This is a genomic window from Pseudomonas sp. MF6776, assembly GCF_016613125.1.
Classification (GTDB): Bacteria; Pseudomonadota; Gammaproteobacteria; order Pseudomonadales; family Pseudomonadaceae; genus Aquipseudomonas; species Aquipseudomonas iridis.
The window spans coordinates 18838-37552 of record NZ_JAENSQ010000031.1 but is presented as its reverse complement, the minus strand read 5'-3'; the positions used below and the strand labels follow the sequence as shown (position 1 = coordinate 37552).

Annotated in this window: 17 protein-coding genes, 1 pseudogene and 1 riboswitch; of the genes and pseudogenes, 12 read left to right on the top strand and 6 right to left on the bottom strand. The window is 60.3% G+C overall.

Annotated elements, in window-relative coordinates:
* Positions 1-117: 117 nt before the first annotated feature.
* The gene (locus JJD74_RS25330; protein ID WP_042558894.1) at positions 118-1905 is read left to right on the top strand and encodes a thiamine pyrophosphate-requiring protein; all 1788 of its coding nucleotides are present in this window, start codon (positions 118-120) and stop codon (positions 1903-1905) included.
* Positions 1906-1950: 45 nt separating this feature from the next.
* Positions 1951-2055, top strand: a pseudogene (locus tag JJD74_RS30940) (DUF72 domain-containing protein); the annotation flags it as partial.
* A 51-nt stretch (positions 2056-2106) separates the two neighbouring features.
* On the opposite strand, the gene mntP reads toward JJD74_RS30940, so the two are convergent.
* From mntP to JJD74_RS25315, 3 genes are all read right to left on the bottom strand, one after another.
* Positions 2107-2670, bottom strand: a complete 564-nt coding sequence (gene mntP / locus JJD74_RS25325; protein WP_042558895.1) for a manganese efflux pump MntP — start codon at positions 2668-2670, stop codon at positions 2107-2109.
* A 6-nt stretch (positions 2671-2676) separates the two neighbouring features.
* Positions 2677-2848, bottom strand: a riboswitch (yybP-ykoY riboswitch).
* A gap of 136 nt (positions 2849-2984) precedes the next feature.
* Positions 2985-4355, bottom strand: coding sequence for an ATP-binding protein (locus JJD74_RS25320; protein WP_200617076.1), 1371 nt, complete (start codon positions 4353-4355; stop codon positions 2985-2987).
* Entirely contained in the window at positions 4352-5014 is a 663-nt protein-coding gene (locus JJD74_RS25315) for a response regulator (RefSeq protein WP_115147975.1), read from the bottom strand. The genes JJD74_RS25320 and JJD74_RS25315 overlap by 4 nt, the downstream gene beginning before the upstream one ends.
* Positions 5015-5184: 170 nt before the next feature.
* Between JJD74_RS25315 and JJD74_RS25310 the strand changes: the two genes are divergently transcribed.
* The 5 genes from JJD74_RS25310 to JJD74_RS25290 are packed head-to-tail and all read left to right on the top strand — an operon-like array spanning position 5185 to position 10004.
* Complete coding sequence (locus JJD74_RS25310) at positions 5185-5451, top strand: PepSY domain-containing protein (protein WP_042558898.1); 267 nt, start codon at positions 5185-5187, stop codon at positions 5449-5451.
* Positions 5451-5996, top strand: a complete 546-nt coding sequence (locus tag JJD74_RS25305) for a cytochrome b/b6 domain-containing protein (protein WP_200617075.1) — start codon at positions 5451-5453, stop codon at positions 5994-5996. Before JJD74_RS25310 ends, JJD74_RS25305 begins: the two co-directional genes overlap by 1 nt.
* 51 nt (positions 5997-6047) lie before the next feature.
* Positions 6048-7343, top strand: coding sequence for a sialidase family protein (locus JJD74_RS25300; protein WP_042558900.1), 1296 nt, complete (start codon positions 6048-6050; stop codon positions 7341-7343).
* Positions 7343-7954 carry a hypothetical protein gene (locus JJD74_RS25295; protein ID WP_047302122.1) on the top strand — a complete coding sequence of 204 codons (612 nt, stop codon included), beginning with the start codon at positions 7343-7345 and terminating at the stop codon, positions 7952-7954. The genes JJD74_RS25300 and JJD74_RS25295 overlap by 1 nt, the downstream gene beginning before the upstream one ends.
* A gap of 22 nt (positions 7955-7976) precedes the next feature.
* Positions 7977-10004: an LTA synthase family protein gene (locus tag JJD74_RS25290; protein WP_200617074.1), complete on the top strand. Its 2028-nt coding sequence runs from the start codon at positions 7977-7979 to the stop codon at positions 10002-10004.
* A 139-nt stretch (positions 10005-10143) separates the two neighbouring features.
* Here JJD74_RS25290 and JJD74_RS25285 read toward each other — a convergent pair whose 3' ends face one another.
* Together JJD74_RS25285 and JJD74_RS25280 are read right to left on the bottom strand one after the other, a co-directional pair.
* On the bottom strand, positions 10144-10362 hold the full coding sequence (locus tag JJD74_RS25285) for a hypothetical protein (RefSeq protein WP_042558903.1): 219 nt from the start codon (positions 10360-10362) through the stop codon (positions 10144-10146).
* Positions 10363-10448: 86 nt separating this feature from the next.
* Positions 10449-11384, bottom strand: coding sequence for a LysR substrate-binding domain-containing protein (locus JJD74_RS25280; RefSeq protein WP_047302118.1), 936 nt, complete (start codon positions 11382-11384; stop codon positions 10449-10451).
* A gap of 206 nt (positions 11385-11590) precedes the next feature.
* On the opposite strand from JJD74_RS25280, the gene JJD74_RS25275 reads away from it, so the two are divergent.
* From JJD74_RS25275 to JJD74_RS25255, 5 genes are all read left to right on the top strand, one after another.
* Positions 11591-12520, top strand: a complete 930-nt coding sequence (locus JJD74_RS25275; RefSeq protein WP_200617091.1) for a LysR family transcriptional regulator — start codon at positions 11591-11593, stop codon at positions 12518-12520.
* Between the two features lie 116 nt (positions 12521-12636).
* Entirely contained in the window at positions 12637-14148 is a 1512-nt protein-coding gene (locus JJD74_RS25270; RefSeq protein WP_200617073.1) for a GMC family oxidoreductase, read from the top strand.
* A 19-nt stretch (positions 14149-14167) separates the two neighbouring features.
* Entirely contained in the window at positions 14168-15625 is a 1458-nt protein-coding gene (locus JJD74_RS25265) for an aldehyde dehydrogenase family protein (protein ID WP_200617090.1), read from the top strand.
* 98 nt (positions 15626-15723) lie between these two features.
* Positions 15724-16653, top strand: coding sequence for a catalase family peroxidase (locus JJD74_RS25260; RefSeq protein ID WP_234451867.1), 930 nt, complete (start codon positions 15724-15726; stop codon positions 16651-16653).
* Positions 16650-16880, top strand: a complete 231-nt coding sequence (locus tag JJD74_RS25255; protein ID WP_200617071.1) for a hypothetical protein — start codon at positions 16650-16652, stop codon at positions 16878-16880. Before JJD74_RS25260 ends, JJD74_RS25255 begins: the two co-directional genes overlap by 4 nt.
* Positions 16881-16923: 43 nt before the next feature.
* Here the strand turns inward: JJD74_RS25255 and JJD74_RS25250 are convergent, their stop codons facing one another.
* Positions 16924-18603 carry an MFS transporter gene (locus JJD74_RS25250; protein WP_042558908.1) on the bottom strand — a complete coding sequence of 560 codons (1680 nt, stop codon included), beginning with the start codon at positions 18601-18603 and terminating at the stop codon, positions 16924-16926.
* Positions 18604-18715 lie beyond the last annotated feature (112 nt).

The following is an 18715-nucleotide window of genomic DNA, read 5'->3' as shown; positions in this document are numbered from 1 at the left end:
GGCACCGACCACCAGAAAGTCGAAACTTCGCCACCAACCCGACTGTCCAGACCCTTACAACTTCCGGCGGATGCGCTGCCGGAAAGCTCCATGCACCGGTGAAAGGCGAGGCACACGATGACGATGACAGTAGGAGATTTTCTGGTTGAGCGGCTCAGCCAATGGGGCGTCACGCGGATCTTTGGTTATCCGGGCGACGGCATCAATGGCGTATTTGGCGCGCTCGACCGAGCCAACGGAAAGATCGAATTCATACAGGCACGCCATGAAGAAATGGCCGCGTTCATGGCATCGGCGCATGCCAAGTTCACCGGTGAGTTGGGGGTTTGTATCGCCACTTCGGGTCCCGGCGCTTCGCACCTGATCACCGGCCTCTACGATGCGCGGATGGATCACATGCCGGTGCTGGCAATTGTCGGTCAGCAGGCGCGCACTGCACTGGGCAGTCACTACCAGCAGGAACTGGATCTGGTCTCGATGTTCAAGGACGTCGCTGGCGCGTTTGTGCAGCAGGCATCGGCGCCCTCGCAGGTCCGCCATCTGCTTGACCGCGCGGTGCGCACGGCGATTGGCGAGCGTCGCGTCACCGCGATCATCCTGCCCAATGATTTGCAGGATCTGGCCTATGAGGCACCGGCCCGTGCGCATGGCACCGCGCATTCCGGTGTCGGCTACAGCAAGCCGAAAATCATGCCTTACGAGGCAGATTTGCAGCGTGCGGCAGACGTGCTGAATGCCGGTGAAAAAGTCGCGATTCTGGTCGGCGCCGGTGCGCTGGAGGCAACTGACGAAGTCATCGCCGTGGCCGAAAAGCTCGGCGCCGGTGTCGCCAAAGCACTGCTCGGCAAAGCCGTGCTGCCCGACGATTTGCCGTGGGTCACAGGCAGCATTGGTCTGCTCGGCACCGAACCCAGCTACAAGTTGATGGCCGAGTGCGACACCTTGCTGATGATCGGCTCGGGATTCCCGTATTCAGAATTCCTGCCTAAGGAAGGCCAGGCGCGCGGCGTACAGATCGATTTGCAGCCCGACATGCTCAGCCTGCGCTATCCGATGGAGGTCAATCTGCAGGGCGATGCAGCAGAAACACTGGCCGCGTTGCTGCCGCTGCTCGAACAGAAAAGCTCGGGCAAATGGCGCAAGAAAGTCGAAGGGTGGCGCGGCACTTGGGAGAAAACCCTGGAAAAGCGTGCCATGGTCAAGGCCAAACCGATTAATCCGCAACGGGTGGTGTACGAGTTGTCGCCGCGCCTGCCGGATCAGGCAATCATCACCAGCGACTCGGGTTCATGTGCCAACTGGTACGCCCGCGATTTGAAGATTCGTCGGGGCATGAAGTGCTCTCTGTCTGGCGGCCTGGCCTCGATGGGCGCCGCCGTGCCTTACGCCATCGCGGCCAAATTCGCTTATCCCGAGCGCTCGGTCATCGCGCTGGTGGGCGACGGTGCGATGCAGATGAACAACATGGCCGAACTGATCACCGTCGCCAAATACTGGCGCCAATGGGCGAGCCCGAAATGGATCTGCGCCGTCTTCAACAACGAAGACCTCAATCAGGTCACCTGGGAACAGCGGGTGATGGAGGGCGATCCGAAATTCGAGGCGTCGCAGAGCATCCCCGATGTGCCTTATCACTTGTTCGCCATTTCCATCGGTCTGAAAGGTATTTTCGTCGACCGCGAAGAAGACGTGGCGGCGGCCTGGGAACAGGCACTGGCCTCGGACGTGCCGGTGCTGATCGAGTTCAAGACCGACCCGAACGTGCCGCCATTGCCACCGCATATCAAGCTTGAACAGGCGAAGAAATTCGCCACGACGCTGCTCAAGGGCGATCCGGATGAGGCGGGGATCATCGTGCAAGCCGCCAAACAAGTACTGAGCTCGGTATTGCCCGGCAAAAAATAACCGAGCGGGGGGCTGTTGGTTTTCATCAGCTATGCAGGGTGAAGTCTGGGGCGCGAGCATTGGCCTTCATTCCCGGCGCAAGGCACGCACCTGCAGCGCTTCGCCGTGCGATTGAATAGCATGGAAATCAACAGCTCGTTCTATCGTCCGCCGGCCATCAACAAGTCGATGACCGGCATCGTCACTGCCTTGTTCTCTGAGTCAGACAGACAGGTGCTCATACAAAATCGTCGAACCGACGATCATTAACACCACGCCACCGACGATCTCCGCACGCTTGCCAACCACCGCACCCAACACACGGCCGAGCATTACGCCGAGGGTCACCATGGTCATTGTCGCCAAGCCGATAGCGCCGGCGGCCACCCAGATATTCACGTCGACAAACGCCAGGCCCACGCCAACGGCAAGCGCATCGATGCTGGTAGCGAACGCGGTGACGGCCAGAATCAGGAACGAGTGCTGGCCGGATTTCTCTTCTTCCTCGTCGTCGTGTTTCAGGCCGTTGTAGATCATGTGTAGGCCCAGAATCACCAGCAGAGTAAAGGCGATCCAGTGGTCCCATTCGGCGACCCAACGGGTCGCTGCCTGACCGATCAGCCAGCCGATAACGGGTGTGATGGCTTCGATGACACCGAAGATCAGACCGGTGCGCAGGGCTTCGGTCAGACGCGGCTTGTGCAGGCTGGAGCCTTTGCCGATGGCGGCGGCGAACGCATCCGTGGACATGGCGAGGGCGAGAAATATGAGGGAAACGGGATTCACGGCAACACTTCCAGTCGGGCTATGAGTCAACGACACAATCACACGCCCGACTTTAGGCATGAATGTGTCGTCGGTCTCACCAACCAAAAGGTGTTCGTACCACGGCAGGTTGCCGAGAATGTTGATACGAACGCTTCCGAAAGTCTCGGAAACAGGCTACTCCCCAACGAGGCTGCGGATGTTAGTCGGACGAATATGAAAATTTTGTCAAAGCCCCCGATTAATTCGAAGGCGACGAATAACCTGTGGTGAGGGCGTTCGCTAAATCCCCTCACCACAAAGTCAGCGCCAGACTTAACTATCCGGCATACATTTCAGTGAGTCTCATTGATCCGCAACTGCGCACACAATCCACCCTGCGGCAGGTTGTACAGCTGCAACGTGCTGCCGATCTTGCTGACGATCATTTGCACAATGGCCAGCCCCAACCCGGCACCGTTGGCGTGGCCGTGACTGTAAAAGCGTTCGAACAACCGTGCGTAATCCTGTTCGTTGATACCGGGGCCGGCGTCTTCGACGCTGATGTACACCGCCCCGGAAGTTTGCGGCAGCACCTGAACCCGCACCTCGCTGCCGGGTGGGGCGAAGTTCAATGCATTGGTCACCAGGTTTTGCAGAGCGATAGCCAGGGCGACGGGATCGGTATCTGCCGGGCAGTGGTGGTCGCTGTCGAGGATCAGCTCTACGTCTCTTTCCAGTGCCAGCGGCGCCAGCTCCGCCAGTTCTTCGCGTACCAGCGCAGTCAGTTCCACTGCGCTTTTTTCCGGATTGGCCAGGCGCGGCTCGATGCGCGCCATGGTCAGCAACTGACTGGCGATGCGCGTGGCGCGGTCGACACCGCTGAGCAGAAACTCCAGCGCCTCTTCGCGTTGTTGCGGCGTGCCGGCCAATTGCGCGTTTTGCGCGTGGATGCGCAAAATCGCCAGCGGCGTGCGCAGCTCATGTGCCGCGTCGGCGATGAAACGTCGCTCGCGACCCAGCAGATTGTCAATCTGCTGCAACAGCCGGTTGAGCGCGGTTTGCATCGGTTCGAGGTCGTGGGGCAGGGGGCTGAGGTTGAGCGGTTTCAGCGTTTCGGTATTGCGCCCACGAATGCTTTGGGCCATCGCCCGCAGCGGTTGCAGGCCCCAGCCGATGGTCAGCCAGATCAGCAGGGCCAACAGCGGCACACCGATCACACTCGGCCACAACGTATGACCGACGATACGCTCGATCAGGTCCTGACGAATGTCGTCACGTTCACCAACCCAGATCAATAGCCCCTGCTGCGTATCCTTGAGCAGGAAGGCGCACCAGTCGCGGCCGTTGTCTATCAGGTCGTGCGAGCCCAGCGTCGTTGGTGGCGCCTTGAGTTCCGGTGCTTCGGCGGAACGCATCAGCAATTGGCCGTCGCTGCGCCAGACCTGAAACGTCAGTCGGGTTTCATAGGGGTGTGCGGCTTCGCCATCGCCAACCCGGCTCATGGCCTGATCGAAAGCATGATGGAGCCGATCCCAGTCATTGTCGCCCGGTGCGCGCTGGGCCAGCACGCCTTGCAACAAGCGCGCACTCTGCGCCAGTTGTGCGTCATAGACCTCTTCGATTTCATGGTGACTGTCGCGCAGCACCAGCCAGCTAATCAGCACATCGCCCATCAGTACCAGAATCAGCACCGGCACCAGAATCCGCGCGCGTATGGAAATCATGGGTTGAGCTCCACGACATAACCGACGCCGCGCACGGTGCGGATCAACTCCGTGGAGAGCTTTTTACGCAGGTTGTGGATCAGCACCTCAAGGGTGTTGCTCTCGACCCGCTCCTGCCAACCGTAAAGAGCCCGGGACAAGCGCTCGCGAGTGACGACTTTGCCGGGGCGGACCAACAGCTGATGGAGCAACTGGTATTCCATCGGTGTCACCACGACGTCGTTGCCGTGCCAGGTCACCTGTTGGCTGACCGGATCGAGGCACACGCCCGCATGCTCCAGCACCGGTTGCGCACGCCCCTGACTGCGGCGCAGCAAGGCACGGATGCGTGCCTTCAACTCGTCGACATCGAACGGCTTGATCAGGTAGTCATCGGCGCCGGCATCCAGCCCGGCAATGCGCTCGGCGGTGCCGTCGCGGGCGGTGAGGATCAAGACCGGCAAGTCCTGCTGCCCGCCGCGCAGTTGTTGCAGCAGCGCCAGACCGTCGAGCCGTGGCAGGCCGAGGTCGAGCAACAGCAGATCGAAGCTTTCACTGCGCAATGCATGCAAGGCGCTGATGCCATCCTGCAACCAGTCGAGGGTGTAGCCTTCGTTGCTCAACGCAACGCGAATGCCTTGCCCGAGGGCGCGATCATCTTCGACCAGAAGTAGGCGCATGGACGGTTCTCTGTAGGAAATAGGGCGTTTGATCGGCGGCATCATGCCGCTGTACGGCCAGCCGTGGCAGTCCGGCCGACGGGAAAGATGTAACGACTCGTTGCCAACTAAGCTTTCACTAAGGTTGCTTTTGCACAGTGAGGCCTTCCTCATCGAGCGAGAGTGTTTCCATGCGTAAACTTCTGCTGTTGTCCCTGATTGTCGCCAGCCCGATGGCGCTTGCCGGCCCGCAATGCACCACCGCTGAGCGTTCGCAATGGCAAGACGAGAAGGCGTTTCAAGAGAAACTGAAAGGCCAGGGCTACGAGATCAGCAAGTTCAAAGTCACTGATGGCAATTGCTATGAGATCTACGGCTTTGACAAAGACAAGCGCAAGGTCGAGATCTACCACGATCCGGTCAGCGGCAAAGCGATCAAGACCGAGATCAAGGGCTGATGCCGAGCGAGTCCCTGCGCCTGTGGGATCCCGTGGTACGGCTGTTTCATCTGTCCATCGCGGGTGTTTTCGTCGCCAATTACTTCTTCAATGAGGTCGGCGATGACTGGCATGTCTGGCTTGGCTACTACGCCGTAGCCTGGCTGCTGGTGCGAATGGTGTGGGGATTCATTGGGCCACGCAGTGCGCGTTGGGCGGACTTCTGGCCGACGCCGTCGCGACTTGCCAGCCACGCGCGTTCGTTGCTGGCCGGGCGACCCGAACATCGTCTTGGGCATTCGCCGCTGGGTGCGCTGGTGATGATTCTGATGCTGCTGGCGTTGTTGACTGTCGGCCTCAGCGGTTGGGCCATGGAAGAGATTGATGCCTTGTGGGGCGCCGATTGGCCGCTTCAGGTTCATGAAACCGCAGCTGATGGCCTGCTGGTGTTGGTCTGCATCCACATCGCCGCCGCCGTGTTTGAAAGCTTTCAGGTTCGCGACAACTTGCCGTTGTCGATGCTCACCGGACGCCGTCGCCGATTGCCGGACGATTCGACGCGCTGACAAGGATGTTTTGCCGATTGCCACCCATCCTGCCTTTGCCGCGAGTTGACTATGCGTGCGTTATCTCTACGCCTGAAATTTATACTTGCCAGTCTGGCCGTGTGCCTTGTTTTTCTGGCTGCTTGGCGCAGCCATCCAACCCATGTTCTGGCGCCGTTCGCGGTCGCAACAGCCCCGGTCGACGCCGCGCTGCCAGCCCCCGAACCGAAGTACAGCAGCCGTTTCGTTTCCTCTGAACTGAAAGACTTTGTGCATTCCTCCTCGGTCACGGCGTTGCCCGGCGGGGATCTGATGGCCGTGTGGTTTGCCGGCTCGCGCGAAGGCGCTGCTGATGTGCAGATCCGCACCGCGCGCTATGACGCCGACAGCGCGGAGTGGGGCGCCGAACACGTGCTGGCCACCCGTGAATCGACCCGCGACGGCACGCGTCGATATATCCGCAAACTCGGCAACCCGGTGATTGCCCTGGCGCCGGATCAACGTCTGTGGATGTTCTATGTTTCAGTGTCCGTGGGCGGCTGGGCCACCAGCGCGATCAACGTGATGGTCTCCAATGACATGGGGCGTAACTGGACGGCGCCACGGCAGTTGATCACCTCGCCATTCTTCAACATCAGCACGCTGGTGCGCGCCGCGCCGGTGTTCCATGCCGACGGCTCAATCGGTTTGCCGGTGTATCACGAATTCATGGGCAAATTTGCCGAATACCTGTACCTGAGCGCAGACGGCGCGGTCATCGATAAATTCCGCATCAGCCGCGGCAAAAACTCGCTGCAACCCACCATCGTGCCCCTGGACGCGCGCCGCGCCGTGGCGATGCTGCGTTATGCCGGTGACACCCATCATCGCGTACTCGCCAGCCGCACCGAAGACGCCGGGCAAACATGGAGCGAGCCGTATCCGCTGGAACCGGCCAACCCCAACTCTTCGCTGGCCGCCGTGGGCACCGCCGACGATGGTCTGCTGGTGGCATTGAACGATCTGCGCGATGGTCGGTTCAAGCTGAGCCTGTACGGCACCGATGCCAGTTTCAAAGACTGGCGCAGCGTCATCGAACTCGACCAGTCACCGGATCCGCTCGGCCAGCCGTTCTCGCCCGAAGCTTATAAGGCGATCATTGGCGAAGGTTTTCGCGCTTCCAGCGGCGCGCGCCGGCTGCCATTGGAGCAACGTTTCCTGAGCAATCTGGATTACCGCGTGTGCAAGCCGCAAGGCTGTGATTTCGAGTACGAATACCCCTATTTCAGCCGTGGCACCGACGGCCTCTATCACCTGGTGTATTCGTGGAATAACACCTTCATCAAGCATGTCAGTTTCAATGAAGCCTGGCTGGAGGAGCGCCTGTGATGCTGTTTCCATGGCAAGCCCATTTGAGTTTTATCCTGCTGGGTTTTGTCCTGTTGGGGTCATTGCGCGGCACCCGGCGATGGCGCCCGTGGTTGTTGCCGCTATTGGCGCTGGTCAGTTTCATCCCGGTCAATCACCTGCCGCTGGCCGCGTATGTACGCAGTTTTACCGATGATCTGGCGATCACCACGCTGGTGTTGTTGGGCTGGGCGAGCCTGTTGCGCCTGGGCGTCGTCCAGCCGGTGAAACCGGTGGTGCGCATGCAAGTGTTGCTGGTGTTTGGCCTGCTGGCCGCGGTGTTATACCCGGCGACAATGGGACTGACTTATGTCGACCCTTACCGCTGGGGTTTCAATCCGCAGCCGATGATCGTCTGCATCGGCCTGCTGACGCTGGCGTTGGTATGGCTGCGCAATGGCTTGGCGGTGTGGATGCTCGCGCTCGGCACGCTGGCCTTTGCGCTGAGGCTCAAGGCTTCGGAAAACTACTGGGATTACCTGATCGATCCGTTGCTGGTTGGCTACTGCCTGGTGGCCGGCGCGATGCTTTGCCTCAAATCGATCTGGCGGCGTTTACGCCGCACGTCAGCTGTCGCGGCATCTTCTATCTAAACGAATGACTCAGAGGTTAACGATGGGCTGCTTGCAATCGCGACGCCTGCGCTACGGCGTGGGTGCGGCAGGTTTGACATTTTTACTGTTCGCTCTGCTCAGGCTGGTGTTTGTGCTGGGTTTTTCCGGCATTGCGCTCAGCGAGTTTGTCGATAATCCGCAGCTGCGCGAAACCCTCGGCATCGGCCTGCGTTTCGATTTGCGGCTGGCCGTGTTGCTGATGTTGCCAGTGGCCGTGCTCGCCTGGCTGCCACGCTGGAACCTGATACGAGTGCCGTTGTTGCGTGCTGTTGCTCGAGGTTATTGGCTGCTGGCGCTGGGCATTGTTGGCCTGGTGTACATCATCGATTTTGGCCATTACGCCTACCTCGGGGTGCGGATCAACGCCACGATCTTGCGTTATCTGGAGGATGCGCAGATCTCGCAGCAGATGGTTCGGGAAACCTATCCGGTGCTGTGGATTGCCCTAGGCTGGCTGACCGTGCTGGGCCTGTGGTTCTGCGGATTCTTGCGTCTTGAAAAGCTGACATTGACGCGTGAGCCTCGGGCCATCGGACGCACCTCGCTCGCCATCGGCACCGGGGCCGGATTGATCGCCGTGCTGCTGGCACTGCTCGGACGAGTGGAAAATCTCAACCTGGAAAACCCGGTGCCGTTGCGCTGGAGCGATGCATTTTTCTCCGGTAACGCGCAAATGGCGGCGTTAGGGCTCAACCCGGTGCTATTTCTGTACGACACGCTCAAGGCAGGGCAGGCGCAGTTTGACGAGGCTCAGGTACGCGAGCATTACCCGGCGGTTGCGCGCTATCTGGGCGTGGATCGTCCGGACGCACAAAGGCTGACCTTTGATCGCCAGCAGGGCGTGCAGCCGTACCGGGTCGCAGGTACGCCGAACGTGATGTTCGTCATGCTCGAGTCCCTTGGCACCAGCGCAGTCGGGGCTTACGGCAACCCGCTCAACCCGACGCCTAATCTCGATCAACTGGCGGCCCAGAGCTGGTTCTTCAAGCACTTCTACGTCCCGGTCACCGGCACCGCGAAAACCGTATGGGCGAGCATCACCGGGGTTCCCGACGTCACCCGTCAGGAAACGGCAACCCGCCATCCGCTGATCACCCGCCAACATACACTGATCAATGCCTTCACCGATTACCGCAAGCTCTACATGATTGGTGGCAACGCGGGGTGGGCCAACATCAATGCGCTGATCCAGCAAAGCATCGAGGGCGTGCGTCTGTATCAGGAAAGCGACTGGCGCGCGCCGCTGGTGGATGTGTGGGGCATTTCCGATCTGGATCTGTTCAAGGAAAGCGACCGGATACTTCGCGATCTGCCTAGGGATCAGCCGTTCTTCGCTTACGTGCAAACTTCGGGCAACCACCGGCCGTTCACCATTCCCAAGAACAACGACGGTTTTCAGGTCAGTAACCTGTCGCTGGAACAGGTGCAGGCCGCCGGGTCACGTAGCGTCGAGCAGTACAACGCCGTGCGGCTGCTGGACTTCAACATCGGCAAATTGATGGAGCTGGCCAAGGCCGGCGGCTACTACGACAACACGATTTTTGTGTTCTTTGGTGACCACAACACCCGCATCAGCCAGATCCCGCACATGCCGCCGGCCTTCGAGCAGCTGGGGCTGGAGAGCAATCATGTGCCGATGCTCATTCATGCCCCGGGGTTGCTCAAGCCCAAGGTGATCGACCAGGCCGTGGGGTTGGCGGATCTGCTGCCCACCGTTGCGGGCATGGCCGGCATCCCGTTCACCAATGGCGCGATGGGGCGCGATATTCAGCAACCGCCGCCAGAAGGTGAGCGTGTGGTGCCGCTGGTGTTGCGCGAGGGCACATTCCCGCTGATCGGTGGCGTGACCCGCCATCATCTGCTGCAAATGCAGCACGACGGGAGCAATCCGACCCTGCACGACCTGCGCTCGCTAACCCCACTGGAAAACGTCGCCGAGGAAAATCCGCAGGAATATCAGCGGTTGGTGGAACTGACCCGAGGCTTGCACGAAAGCGCCAGGATGATGCTGTACCGCAACGTGCGTTGAGGCTGGAAACTGGCGGGAGCAAAGTGTTGAGTCCAGAGCCGGGATTATCTGCTCCCTTTCCCCCTCGCGCCCTTGGGGGCGGTCCGACGTTTCGGGAGGGTCGGGGGGAGGGGGTAAATCCCGCTGACACTACACAAACTCAATTGCCATCCGCGACCTTACGCTCAATCTCATCGACCTTGCGCTGCAACGTCTCGGCGTCCTGCTCTTTGACGCGGGTGGAAGAAGGCGTGATGACCTCGTCCACAGCCTTGGTGTCATCGTCCCTGTCCGCAAGATCGCGCTCGACCACATTGACCGGTTTACCGGACGTATCGGTAGGCGGGGCGTTCGGGGTTTTGCTGTCGTTGCTGTTCATATCGTTGACCTCCGTGGGTGTAACCATTGGAGGAGGGACTGCGGCGAGCGTTCGATTTTTTTCAGAGGCTGTGAATGAACGGTACTTCAGGCAAGCGGCCTGTTTCTCATGCCTCGCAGCGGATCATCCAGCAGACGAAACTGCTCAAGCATGAAATCGAGCAGTAACCGCGTTGACGGCAGCATCCCTTGCCGTGTCGCAAATACGGCATGAATCATTTCTGTTCGGGGTTTCCAGTCCGGCAAAACCACGGCCAGTTCGCCGCGCTCGATGTAGTCGTGTACCAGTGACATGGGCATTTGTGCGACGCCGATGCTGTCGATAGCCGCGCAACGCAACATCGGCAGGCCCTTGGTAATGAGCTGCGGTCGATGTTGCAGGGTGAATTCGCGGCCATCTTCATTGAATAGCGTCCAGCTGTAATCGCGTTGTGGGCTGCCGTGATGAACGCTGGGATAGCGCGCTAGATCTTCCGGTCCATCGGGTGTGCCCAAACGGTTCAAAAGCGCTGGACTGGCAACCAGGCATTGTGGCCGTTGCGACATGACGCGGCTGACCAGATTGGAGTCCTGAAGCGGCATGGGGCGAACCCTCAACGCCAGGTCGACGCCTTCGGCAACCACATCGACCTGGCGATCACTGGCTTCCAGATGCACTTCCATGCGCGGGTGCATGGCCATGAATCGCGTGATGATTGCGCCAACGCATTCCTCCAGCAGCGCAGTCGGGCAGGTAACACGCAGCACGCCGCCCGGCTCGGTGTGGGTCATGGCGATCGCCGCTTCTGCGGCTTCGGCCTCCTTGAGCATGGCGCGGCAATGGTCGTAATAGCTTTGCCCCAGTTCCGTCACCGAGAAGTTTCGGGTGTTGCGGATGATCAGGCGCACACCCAGCCGTTCTTCGAGCTGCGCGATGCGCCGGCTCAGGTTGGATTTGGGAATACCCAGCGCACGGGCGGTCGGCGCGAAACCGCCGTGGTCCACCACCATAACGAAGTACTGAAGGTCATTGAGATCCAGCACAGTCGAATTCCATTCAGTCAGAAGGCGCCAACTATACAAGGCTGATCGTCCCTTGTATGGGAATCAGCAACCCGTTTTTTGCGACTACCGCGCCCGCCAACCGGGGCTTTAGATTGCGGCTGTTGAATGACCGCCCCGGCATCCGCCTGAACCGTCAGCCCTGCGCACTGGCTGCGCAGTTTTTGCTGTTTCTCTGGATCTATAACGTGAACAAACTCTGTGAGATGCATTCTTTCGTGACGGTGGTCGACACCGGCAGTATTTCCGAAGCCGCGCGGCGTATGGGCGTTGCCAAATCGATGGTCAGTCAACGTCTTCAGCAACTGGAAAAGCGGTTGGGCAGTATTTTGCTAGAGCGCGGCCGGCATGCGCGCCTGACCGAATCGGGCGAGGTGTTCTATCGGTACTGTGTGCGTATCCTGGCGGATGTCGACGACGCCGAAGGCGCCGTTCAGACGCTGCAGTCGAGCCTGCACGGGAGCCTGCGAATCGCCGCGCCGATGGCGTTCAGTATTCGTTATCTGACGCCGATTCTGTCGTCGTTCGCGGTGCGTTATCCGCAGTTGCAACTGGACGTCGATTTTGACGACCGCCATGTAAATCTGCACGAAGAGCGCTACGACGCGGCCATCCGGATCGGTGAACTGCCAGACTCCTCGCTGGTGGCGAAAACCATCACGCCCAATCGCCACATCATTTGCGCCAGTCCTGACTATCTGACGGCGCATGGCACGCCGCAAACCCCTCAGGAACTGTCCCGACACTTTGCGATGCTTTACGTGAACCGCGAGCCGCACGGCATGTGGACCTTGCCGGTGAACAATGCGCTGGAATCGTTTCGTGTCCGTTGTCGACTGCGTACCAACAATGCTCACCAACTCATGGAAGCGGCCAAGGCAGGCATGGGCCTGGCGATTCTGCCAACGTTTCTGGCCGCGCAATCGATTGTTGCCGGCGAGTTGCAGGAGGTGCTGGCGCCTTATGCTCCGCGCGGTGGCAATATCTCGGCGGTGTACCGGCAATCACTGCGCGCTTCGCCCAAGCTGCAAGCCTTGGTGAGCTTTCTGACTGAGCAGATCGGCAGTCCGCCAGAGTGGGAGCAGATGCTTGCCACGCACGCGCGGCAAGCGGGCTGAGTCGTTCGGAATTAACGAAACGCCGATTCGTTTTTTGCCTGCTTATGGGCCTTCGTGCCGTTCCTTAAGCTTTCCCTGAAAGGCGCCATCTCGAGCGCCTGACAAGGAAGACATGCATGAACAACACCCTTGATAAAGTCGACGTGGTGATAGTCGGCGGCGGTTCGGCTGGCGCGGTACTGGCGCGCCGACTCAGTGAGAACAACCAGCGTCAAGTGTTGCTGCTGGAGGCAGGCAAAAGCTTTTTACCCAACGAGTATCCGGACTTCGTGGCCAGCAGCGACATTGTCGGAGCCAACGCTGATCCAGCGTTCGAATGGGGTTACAAAACCCGCCCCGGCTACATCGACCATCCCATCGGTGCCTTGCGCGGCAAGGTATTGGGGGGCAGTTCGGCGATCAATGGCGCCGTAGCGATCCGCGCCCGTGCCAGTGATTTCCAGCGCTGGGATCTGCCAGGGTGGAGTTATGAAGACGTGCTGCCCGCTTTCAAGAAACTGGAGAGCCATAGCCGTGGTGCAAGCGACTTGCACGGCCATGATGGGCCACTGCCGGTCAAGCAACTGAGCAACCTGGACGTCACACCGATGCAGCGGGCGTTTATTCAGGCCACGTTTGCTTACGGCTACAAGATCATTGATGACTTTGACGCCGCTGATGCCAACGGCGTCGGCCCCTATCCGATGAATATCGTCGACGGCGTGCGCATCAACACCGGCATGGCCTATCTCACTGAACAGGTGCGAGCGCGCAGCAACCTGCAGATCCAGGCGAGCCGTCTGGTCGACAAAGTGCTGTTCGATGGCCAGCGTGCCATAGGCGTACAAATGAGTGATGGCACGCAACTGTTGGCCGGTGAGGTGATCCTGTGCGCGGGCAGTTATGGCAGTGCGGCGATTCTGCTGCGCTCCGGCATTGGCCCGGCCGCTGATCTGGACGCTTTGCAGATTCCGTTGGTTGCGGATCTGCCGGTGGGTCGCCGTTTGGTGGATCACCCGTTCTACTACAACGCCTATGCCGCCCGTGCGGATGTGATCGGTCGGCAATCACCGGCCATCGGGGCCAAGCTGTGGACACACAGCCGCAGCGCCGACAAAGGTGAGCTTGATCTGCATATCACCGCCACGCACCTGTTTCCTCACGAGCAGAGTCCGACCGGTGTCGGCTTCGTGCTCGCGGTCGCACTCACCCGGCCACAATCGCGCGGCAGCGTCACGCTGGCGAGTCGTGATCCGCTGGTGGCGCCCAATATTGACCTGAACTTCCTCGCCGAACCTGAGGATCGCCTGCGTCTGCTGGAGGGTATTCGCCTGGCGCGCAAAATCGGCGCCACAGCGCCGTTGAACGCGTTTATCCACTCCGAGCTCAATCCGGGGTCGGGCAATGAGTCGGATGAAGCGCTGTTGGCGAGCGTGCGGGCGAGCCTGGACACGTATCACCACCCAACCTCAACCGCGCCCATGGGCAAGCCGGGTGATACCGGCGCAGTGGTCGATTTGCAGGCTCGTGTCATTGGCCTGCAAGGGCTTCGCGTGGTCGACGCATCAATCTTCCCGGATGTGCCGTCGGTCGCCACCAACATCACTGTGATTGCCGTTGCGGAAAAAATCGCCGCGCTCTACGCCTGACTTGAGGTTTTTAATGACCATGAACAACACACCGGTTTTGAACTGGATCGATGGCCTGTGGCTCGATTCGGGTGTTTACAAAGACTCCATCGACCCTGCGACGTCCGAGCGGATCGGGCGATACGCCGAGGGCGGTGCCCATGAAGCGCAGCAGGGCATTGAAGCGGCGTTACGCTCGTTCGCCCAAACACCGTGGAAAGATGATCGCACCCTGCGCGCCACGGTGCTGTTGGAGCTAGCGGATGCTTTCGAGCGCAATGCCGAAGAACTGATCGATACGTTGGCACTGGAAAACGGCAAGATCCGCCCTGAAGCCGAATTTGAAGTGCGGATGGTGCCGTCCAAGTTGCGCTATTACGCGGCAATGACGCGTGCCGAGTATGGGCGAGCGGCAGAGCCGAAACCCGGCAGGATCTCCATGGTGCTGCGTCAGGCCGTGGGTGTGGCGGGCATCATCGTGCCGTGGAATTCACCGGTGGTATTGATGATTCGATCGTTGGCGCCGGCGCTGGCCGCCGGTTGCACCACGGTCGTCAAAATGCCGGGGCAGACCGCTCAGACCAACGCGCTACTGGCACGGATCATGAGCGAGGCGCGGTCTTTGCCTCGCGGGGTCATCAATCTGTTCAGCGAACTGGGGGCGGCGGGTTCCATCCATCTGGTCGAGTCCCCCAAGGTGCCGGTGATCAGCTTTACCGGCAGCACCGGCACCGGCCGGGCGATCTCGGCGGCGGGGGCGCAACATCTCAAGCGCTTCGGTCTGGAGCTGGGCGGGAAGACCCCGATGCTGGTATTCAACGATGCCGATCTTGAGGTGGCGGTGCCGGTGTTGCTCAAGGCCCTGACGGTGTTCGCCGGGCAGTTCTGCATGACCGGTTCACGGCTATTGGTCCAGCGCGATATTGCGCCCGCGCTGATCGAACGTCTGGCTGCACGCCTTGAGGCCGTGCGCGTGGGGCCGGCGGCGGATCCGGCCAGTGAAATGGGACCGTTGATCGACAAAGCCAATGTGCAACGCGTCAACCAAGTGGTCGAAGAGGCGATGGCTGCCGGTGCGCAAGTCATCGTGCGCGGCGGGCCGGTCACTGAGGGGCCGCTGGCCAAAGGCGCGTTTTATCGGCCGACGCTGTTGCGCGTAAGCGATCAACACATGGCAATTGTCCAGCGCGAAACCTTCGGCCCGGTGCTGACATTGCAGGTGTTCGACACTGCGGCCGAGGCGATTGAACTGGCCAACAACAGCGAGTTCGGCCTGGCCGCCAGCGTCTGGACCCGTGATGTCGATCGCGCCCTGCGAGTCGCACGCGAGCTGGAGGCCGGCACTGTCTGGGTCAACGACTGGGCCATGGTATTCGACGAGTTCGAGGAGGGCGGTTTCAAGCAATCGGGGCAGGGGCGGCTCAATGGGGTGGCGGCCATGGACGATTTCATTGAGTACAAACACATCGCGCTCAATCCCGGTCTGCGCCAGGTATGACCGCGATGCGATTGCAGCACTTACTGATCGGGGCGGTGCTGGCCGGGACGCTGACAACGTCCTCGCTCCTGTTCGCCACTGAAACAAGGAAAAACGCTATGCCCCAGGAGCGGTTGTACGATGCGTTGCTCGATGCGCTCACTGCGACGTTCGGCCGTCACCCCGGATTCAGGGCAACCCATGCCAAGGGTCTGCTGGTGAACGGCACATTCACGGCTACGCGCATCGCCGGTTCGATCAGCCGGGCAGCCCACTTGCAAGGGCAAACGGTACCGGTGGTGCTGCGGTTCTCCAACTTCAGTGGCGTACCGGCTACCGCTGACGGCGATCCAATGGCCAGTCCTAAGGGGGTGGCAGTGCGTTTTGCCCTGCCGAACGGCGAGTTCACCGATATCGTGGCGCACTCGTTCGACGGCTTTCCGGTGGCCACGCCAGCAGACTTTTTGGGTTTTCTGCAAGGCATTGCCGCCAATGTCGCGACACCGCCGGATCCTCAGCCACTGCAAATCTTTCTGGCAAACCATCCACGGGCTCAGCATTTCCTGGAAGCGCCTAAACCCGCACCCCGTAGCTATGCGGGGCTCGAATACTTCGGTGTTAACTCGCTGGTGTTCACCAATCGCAAGGGCGATCAGCTGATTGGCCGTTACCGCATCGAACCACTGCTCATGCAGCCATCACTGAGTGACGCCCAAGCGGCGGCGATGCACGCTGATTACTTGCAGGAGGAAATCAGCGCGCGACTGAGCAAGGGCTCGTTGAAGATGCGCTTGGTGCTGCAATTGGCAGCGCCGGGAGACGCTGTCGAAGATGGCTCGATTGCGTGGTCGCGTCAGAACCAGGAGCTTGAACTGGGGGTTTTCAGCCTTGATGCACTGGAACCGGCCGAGACTCAGCAACTCGCCCAGCAACGTCTGGCGTTCAGCCCGGGACGCTTGCTCGACGGCATCAGTCTCAGCGCCGACCCGATGACGCTGGCGCGTGATCGTATTTATCAGCGGGCGGTACTCAGGCGACAGCGACCATGAGTAGCAATACGGGCGCTCGCTGGAAGCAATGGGTGTTGTCATGGCTGGTCGTCTTGCCGCTGACGGTGAGCATGCCATGGGGGGTGGCGACGCTGCTGGAACTGGCCGACCTGGAGTGGCCGGGATGGTTGTTCAAAGTGGTGGTGGCCGGGTTGATCTCTTTCAACATGGTGTACTGGATGTTGCCGTTGAGTGCGCGACTGCTGTCACGCTGGATGCTGCGTTAGGGGCTGCGCTCCGCCCTCCGTTCAAGAGGGCGGAGCCCTGGACTCAGTCTTTGAGAATGTCGCGATCCTTGGTTTCCGGCAGGAAGAACGTACCGAGTATTGCCGTCATCACCGCAATCACGATCGGATACCACAGCCCGTAGTAGATATCACCCGTGGCTGCGACCATCGCGAAAGCCACGGTCGGCAGGAACCCGCCGAACCAGCCGTTACCAATGTGATAGGGCAGCGACATCGAGGTGTAGCGGATGCGGGTCGGGAACAGCTCGACCAGCCACGCCGCAATCGGGCCATACACCATGGTCACGTAGATCACCAGAATGGTCAGCAGCAGCAACATCATCGGGTAATTGGTTTTCGCCGGATCGGCTTTCTCCGGGTAGCCCGCGTCCTTCAGTGCGCTGCTCAGATTGGCGGTAAACGAATCGTTGCGCGCCTTGAAGTCAGCCGCGGGCAGGGCGCTGCCCTCGAAGCTCTCGACGACTTTGTCACCGATGCGCACCTGCGCGACGGTGCCGGGCTCGGCCTCGACGTTCTCGTAAGGAATCGCGCGTTTCGCCAGCAGGGTCTTGGCCAGGTCGCAGGAACTGGTGAATCTGGCCTTGCCCACCGGGTCGAACTGGAACGAGCACTGATCGGAATTGGCGATCACCTTGACCGGGTTTTTCTCCTGGGCTATGAACACGTCGGGGTTACCGTACTGGGTCAACGCATGGAAGATCGGGAAGTAAGTCAGCGCTGCCAGAATGCAGCCGACCATGATGATCGGCTTGCGGCCGATGCGGTCGGACAGGCTACCGAAGATCACGAAGAACGGCGTGCCGATCAACAGTGATCCGGCGATCAACAGGTTGGCGGTCTGAGGGTCGATCTTCAGCGTCTGCAACAGGAAAAACAGCGCGTAGAACTGCCCGGTGTACCAAACCACCGCCTGACCGGCCGTACCGCCGAGCAGCGACATGATCACCACTTTGAGGTTGTCCCAGCGCGCGAAGGATTCAGTCAGCGGCGCCTTGGACGCCTTGCCTTCAGCCTTCATCTTCTGGAACACCGGCGACTCGCTCAGTTGCAGGCGGATGTATACCGAAACGATCAGCAGCAGGATCGACAGCAGGAACGGTATCCGCCAGCCCCAGGCTTCGAACGCTTCGGTGCCCAGCGCGGTGCGGCAGGCGAGGATCACCAGCAGCGACATGAACAGACCCAGGGTCGCGGTGGTTTGAATCCATGACGTGAAGAAGCCGCGTCTGCCTGGAGGCGCATGTTCGGCCACGTAAGTCGCCGCGCCGCCGTACTCACCGCCCAGCGCCAGGCCTTGCAGCAGGCGCAGGGTGATCAGGATGACTGGCGCGGCGACGCCGATGGTTGCGTATCCGGGCAGTAGACCAACGATAGCCGTGGACACACCCATGATCACAATGGTGATCAGGAACGTGTGTTTGCGCCCGATCATGTCGCCGAGCCGGCCAAACACGATGGCGCCGAACGGCCGCACGGCAAACCCGGCGGCGAACGCCAGCAAAGCGAAGATGAACGCGGTGGTCTCGTTGACACCGGCAAAAAAGTGCTTGGCGATGATCGCCGCCAGTGAGCCGTAAAGGTAAAAGTCGTACCACTCGAACACCGTGCCGAGGGATGACGCGAAGATGACCTTGCGCTCCTCCTTGGTGATGCCGCCGCTGCGAGGTGGATTGCCTGTGGGTGTCGTGTCGATTGTGGTCATGGGTGTACTCCGTCGTACGTGTTTTTTGTAGGCCGGAGTTCCCCATTACCGCTTTATCGCACTCTGGCCTTGTGGCGTATGCCGCAATTGCTGTCGCGTGAAACTTGCACAG

Excerpts from the sequence above, each read along its gene's own strand:
- JJD74_RS25255 (WP_200617071.1), top strand. The coding sequence starts at position 16,650 with ATGAGTAGCAATACGGGCGCTCGCTGGAAGCAATGGGTGTTGTCATGG.
- JJD74_RS25305 (WP_200617075.1), top strand. The coding sequence starts at position 5,451 with ATGCCGAGCGAGTCCCTGCGCCTGTGGGATCCCGTGGTACGGCTGTTT.
- JJD74_RS25250 (WP_042558908.1), bottom strand. The coding sequence starts at position 18,603 with ATGACCACAATCGACACGACACCCACAGGCAATCCACCTCGCAGCGGC.
- JJD74_RS25285 (WP_042558903.1), bottom strand. The coding sequence starts at position 10,362 with ATGAACAGCAACGACAGCAAAACCCCGAACGCCCCGCCTACCGATACG.
- JJD74_RS25260 (WP_234451867.1), top strand. The coding sequence starts at position 15,724 with ATGCCCCAGGAGCGGTTGTACGATGCGTTGCTCGATGCGCTCACTGCG.
- JJD74_RS25310 (WP_042558898.1), top strand. The coding sequence starts at position 5,185 with ATGCGTAAACTTCTGCTGTTGTCCCTGATTGTCGCCAGCCCGATGGCG.
- JJD74_RS25315 (WP_115147975.1), bottom strand. The coding sequence starts at position 5,014 with ATGCGCCTACTTCTGGTCGAAGATGATCGCGCCCTCGGGCAAGGCATT.
- JJD74_RS25295 (WP_047302122.1), top strand. The coding sequence starts at position 7,343 with ATGCTGTTTCCATGGCAAGCCCATTTGAGTTTTATCCTGCTGGGTTTT.
- JJD74_RS25300 (WP_042558900.1), top strand. The coding sequence starts at position 6,048 with ATGCGTGCGTTATCTCTACGCCTGAAATTTATACTTGCCAGTCTGGCC.
- JJD74_RS25265 (WP_200617090.1), top strand. The coding sequence starts at position 14,168 with ATGAACAACACACCGGTTTTGAACTGGATCGATGGCCTGTGGCTCGAT.
- JJD74_RS25290 (WP_200617074.1), top strand. The coding sequence starts at position 7,977 with ATGGGCTGCTTGCAATCGCGACGCCTGCGCTACGGCGTGGGTGCGGCA.
- JJD74_RS25320 (WP_200617076.1), bottom strand. The coding sequence starts at position 4,355 with ATGATTTCCATACGCGCGCGGATTCTGGTGCCGGTGCTGATTCTGGTA.
- JJD74_RS25330 (WP_042558894.1), top strand. The coding sequence starts at position 118 with ATGACGATGACAGTAGGAGATTTTCTGGTTGAGCGGCTCAGCCAATGG.
- JJD74_RS25270 (WP_200617073.1), top strand. The coding sequence starts at position 12,637 with ATGAACAACACCCTTGATAAAGTCGACGTGGTGATAGTCGGCGGCGGT.